The organism is Roseibium sp. MMSF_3247 (assembly GCF_030733765.1).
Classification (GTDB): domain Bacteria; phylum Pseudomonadota; class Alphaproteobacteria; order Rhizobiales; family Stappiaceae; genus Roseibium.
Window position 1 is genome coordinate 2,501 of record NZ_JASHII010000022.1, and the last position, 3,756, is coordinate 6,256.

1 tRNA gene and 2 rRNA genes are annotated in these 3,756 nt (G+C 53.0%); all 3 read left to right on the plus strand.

Features of this window, described 5'->3' with window-relative positions:
* The first annotated feature begins 346 nt into the window (after positions 1-346).
* The 3 genes from RBB44_RS25315 to RBB44_RS25325 all read left to right on the plus strand — a co-directional run bounded on the left by RBB44_RS25315 (position 347) and on the right by RBB44_RS25325 (position 3,753).
* Positions 347-3,074, plus strand: a 23S ribosomal RNA gene (locus RBB44_RS25315).
* A 393-nt stretch (positions 3,075-3,467) separates the two neighbouring features.
* Positions 3,468-3,582, plus strand: a 5S ribosomal RNA gene (gene rrf, locus RBB44_RS25320).
* Positions 3,583-3,676: 94 nt separating this feature from the next.
* Positions 3,677-3,753: transfer RNA gene (locus tag RBB44_RS25325), tRNA-Met, on the plus strand.
* The last annotated feature ends 3 nt before the right edge of the window (positions 3,754-3,756 follow it).

Here is a 3,756-nt window from a genome sequence, read left to right on the forward strand (position 1 = left end):
TTGGACTTCTTTGAAGTGCACTACCGGCCATTGGCCTGCTTGAGTGCTTTGAAGGGATCTACGATTAAGTAGGTAGTCAGGCCTGACCGCATGACTGTCGGAAAAATCTCGTGAAACTGGTCTTAATTATCAAGATCTGTTTGTGTTTGAGCCTTTGATGGCTTGGGTTTTTACAAAGGGGCCCATGCTGGATCTGGTTTGAAGCAAACGTATTTGTGCCGCTTGTTTTGGTGTTGGTTGAGTGTTTAACGCGCTCAAGTAATGCGAAGCATGTTAGCGCACAAATAAATGATCTTTTTAAAGGTGCGCGAGCACCTTGAAAAAGATGAACATTGATAATGAGAGTGATCAAGTGTCTTAAGGGCATTCGGTGGATGCCTTGGCGACAAGAGGCGATGAAAGACGTGATACGCTGCGATAAGCCATGGGGAGCTGCGAATAAGCTTTGATCCGTGGATTTCTGAATGGGGCAACCCACTCCGTATGGAGTACCCTTTAATGGGAGCAAACCCGGGGAACTGAAACATCTAAGTACCCGGAGGAAAGGACATCAACCGAGACTCCGCTAGTAGTGGCGAGCGAACGCGGACCAGGCCAGTGCCTCAATTGAATTAACCGGAACCGTCTGGAAAGTCGGGCCTTAGTGGGTGATAGCCCCGTACGGGTGTTGTGAGATTGAGGACTTGAGTAGGGCGGGACACGTGAAATCCTGTCTGAACATGGGGGGACCACCCTCCAAGCCTAAGTACTCCTTGTCGACCGATAGCGAACAAGTACCGTGAGGGAAAGGTGAAAAGCACCCCGACGAGGGGAGTGAAACAGACCCTGAAACCGGATGCCTACAAACAGTTGGAGGGCTTCGTGCCTGACAGCGTACCTTTTGTATAATGGGTCAGCGACTTAATTTAACGAGCAAGCTTAAGCCGATAGGTGTAGGCGCAGCGAAAGCGAGTCTGAATAGGGCGTCAAGTTCGTTGGATTAGACCCGAAACCGAGTGATCTAGCCATGGCCAGGTTGAAGGTGCGGTAACACGCACTGGAGGACCGAACCCACGCCTGTTGAAAAAGTCGGGGATGAGCTGTGGCTAGGGGTGAAAGGCCAATCAAACTCGGAAATAGCTGGTTCTCCGCGAAATCTATTTAGGTAGAGCGTCGGATGAATACTCTCGGGGGTAGAGCACTGGATGGGCTATGGGGGCTTACCGCCTTACTGATCCTAACCAAACTCCGAATACCGAGAAGTACTATCCGGCAGACACACAGTGGGTGCTAACGTCCATTGTGGAGAGGGAAACAACCCTGACCGCCAGTTAAGGTCCCTAAGTTATGGCTAAGTGGGAAAGGATGTAGAGATCCCAAAACAACCAGGATGTTGGCTTAGAAGCAGCCATCATTTAAAGAAAGCGTAACAGCTCACTGGTCTAAATAAGGGTCTCCGCGCCGAAAATGTACCGGGGCTCAAGCCATACACCGAAACTGCGGGTGTGCACTTTAAGTGCATGCGGTAGCGGAGCGTTCTGTAAGTCTGCGAAGGGAGACCCGCGAGGGCTCCTGGAGATATCAGAAGTGCGAATGCTGACATGAGTAACGATAAAGGGAGTGAGAGACTCCCTCGCCGAAAGTCCAAGGGTTCCTGCTCAACGCTAATCGGAGCAGGGTTAGTCGGCCCCTAAGGCGAGGCCGAAAGGCGTAGTCGATGGGAAACAGGTTAATATTCCTGTACTTGGTGGTAGTGACGGATGCCGTGTGTTGTATCTCCTTATTGGATTGGGGGTGCAGCGAAGGTGTTCCAGGAAATAGCTCCACCGTATAAACCGTACCCGAAACCGACACAGGTGGACTGGTAGAGAATACCAAGGCGCTTGAGAGAACTATGCTGAAGGAACTCGGCAAAATGCTCCCGTAAGTTCGCGAGAAGGGAGACCTGTACTTGGGCAACCAGGTATAGGTGGCACAGAAATGGGGGTGGCGACTGTTTATCAAAAACACAGGGCTCTGCGAAGTCGCAAGACGACGTATAGGGTCTGACGCCTGCCCGGTGCTGGAAGGTTAAGAGGAGGTGTGCAAGCACCGAATTGAAGCCCCAGTAAACGGCGGCCGTAACTATAACGGTCCTAAGGTAGCGAAATTCCTTGTCGGGTAAGTTCCGACCTGCACGAATGGCGTAACGACTTCCCCGCTGTCTCCAGCATAGACTCAGTGAAATTGAATTCCCCGTGAAGATGCGGGGTTCCTGCGGTCAGACGGAAAGACCCCGTGCACCTTTACTACAGCTTCACACTGGTATTCGTAATGACATGTGTAGGATAGGTGGTAGACGTTGAAGCATTTGCGCCAGCAGATGTGGAGTCATCCTTGAAATACCACCCTTGTCCTTATGGATATCTAACCGCGGCGCAACAACGTCCGGGACCGTGTGTGGCGGGTAGTTTGACTGGGGCGGTCGCCTCCCAAATGGTAACGGAGGCGCGCGAAGGTGGGCTCAGAGCGGTCGGAAATCGCTCGTTGAGTGCAATGGCATAAGCCTGCCTGACTGCGAGACTGACAAGTCGAGCAGAGTCGAAAGACGGCCATAGTGATCCGGTGGTCCCTCGTGGAAGGGCCATCGCTCAACGGATAAAAGGTACGCCGGGGATAACAGGCTGATGATGCCCAAGAGTCCATATCGACGGCATTGTTTGGCACCTCGATGTCGACTCATCACATCCTGGGGCTGGAGCAGGTCCCAAGGGTTTGGCTGTTCGCCAATTAAAGTGGTACGTGAGTTGGGTTCAGAACGTCGCGAGACAGTTCGGTCCCTATCTGCCGTGGGTGTAGGAGAATTGAGAGGATCTGTCCCTAGTACGAGAGGACCGGGATGGACGTACCTCTGGTGGACCTGTTGTGGCGCCAGCCGCATTGCAGGGTAGCTATGTACGGACGGGATAACCGCTGAAAGCATCTAAGCGGGAAACCCACCTCAAAACCAGTTCTCCCTGAAGAGCCGTGGAAGACCACCACGTCGATAGGAAGCGTGTGGAAGTGCAGCAATGCATGAAGCTTAGCTTTACTAATAGCTCGTTCGGCTTGATCCTCTCATTAGTCAATGTTCATCTTTACTTGTGCTACCAGCCTTCGGCCTACTTGAGCACGAGTTTTAAAAGCGCCAAAAGGCGCTTTGAAAAGATTAGATGGTTTGCGCTCACGCTTGAGCGCGCCTGTGGCGCTAAGCTCCGCGGGGGCGCGCAAAAGTGCGCGGCGGCCACTTGGCCTTGCGAAGCCTGAAGGCTTCGGTAAGTGCTCTAATCAACTTCAAAATAAGACCAGTTTAGATTCTCAAGGGAAATGACGTCGAACGGAAAGGTTCGCAAGCGCAACGCGCGCCGGCCGGTCAGGCCGCGTTCCCGCAGGCCAGCGCAGTCATGCGCGGTGCGGCCGTGAGGGCTAAACAACAAGACCAGTTTTACAATTTATCTGCCCTTCGCCGGCCTGGTGGCTCTAGCGGGGAGCCCCCACCCGATCCCATCCCGAACTCGGCCGTGAAACTCCCCAGCGCTAATGGTACTGCATCTTAAGGTGTGGGAGAGTAGGTCGCTGCCAGGCCTGCAAAGTGCAGATAAATACATCTTCAATTAAAGTGTGCTACCGGCCATTGGCCTACTTGAGCACATCTCTTCAACGATAGCCTCCACCTTCACGCGGGATGGAGCAGTCCGGTAGCTCGTCAGGCTCATAACCTGAAGGTCGTAGGTTCAAATCCTACTCCCGCAACCAAAT